We start from the raw sequence: 984 nt of genomic DNA on the forward strand, positions 1-984 counted from the left end.
CAGTTTTTCTAGATAGGAAGTCGGATCAATGTTATGCACAACACCAGATCCGACACAAGCCGAAACACGGTTGAATCTCATAAGAGTACTGTTCGTGCGTTTCTCCAAACCCACGGTGAAGTCGCTTCGAAAGAAGCACTCCGCGCTGGCACCTCGGTGCCAGCGTGGTACATCACCCATATCTCCTCTACAGATGCGTTCTACACCTCGCTGAACCACAACGGCAAATACATCGCTAGCAAGCATATCGTCGGTCACCGCTCTACTCACGACGGCTTTTGGCGACCGGAGGTGGATGACGGCACCGCCGTCTTCCACCGGAAACGAACTACCAAAGCCACTCTCAAACACCTCGCGTTCCGCCGTCCATCTGGACTTACACCCGCTGAAGGACGTGATCTACTCAGAAGGCAGTGCTACCGTCCACTCCGGAAGCTAGCCGAAAATGACGAGATCCACGCGACTGACTGGAACAACACTACTGTCTACACTCACAGTTGGCCGTCCCGACGGGACGACCAACTGTCTCAGCGTCAAACCGATCAGCCAACCGATCTCACACCTGACGACGACGATGCCGATGGCTATCTCTACCGTGACGAGCTCATTGCTACGTTCCTCTCGGTTGCTGTTTCACAGATTCAGTCTATTACGCCCGAACGTGCCGCTGCACTTGTTCTACGGCAGTTCGAGGGCGACTCGTTTGACGCCCTCGAACGCCGTCTTCGCCGGAACCACTCATTCCGTGAGGCACTGGATTACGTTGAGCCAGAGGATGTCCCCGACGGGACATCCCTCTGGCGTGCCTTCGACGAACTCTCTCCGAACGAGCTACGTGATTGTCTCCAATCAATGTGCAGCGAGTTGCTTACCGATCACGAGCATGGCGGCGAGTTCGTTGTGATCGATGGAACTCACATTGCTGCTTGGGCAAACACACGCGAAGAGATCGAAAACGGAGACGTAGAGGGTGCTAGCTGGGGT

General features: G+C 55.1%; 1 protein-coding gene. It reads left to right on the top strand.

All coding sequences use genetic code 11. From position 1 onward, the window contains the following. Positions 1-33 precede the first annotated feature (33 nt). Positions 34-984, top strand: a 951-nt coding sequence (locus N5096_RS16095) for a transposase (protein ID WP_267665799.1), incomplete at its 3' end; no start/stop codon positions are given.

The sequence above is a fragment of the Halorubrum yunnanense genome, assembly GCF_026586675.1.
Taxonomy (GTDB): Archaea; Halobacteriota; Halobacteria; order Halobacteriales; family Haloferacaceae; genus Halorubrum; species Halorubrum yunnanense.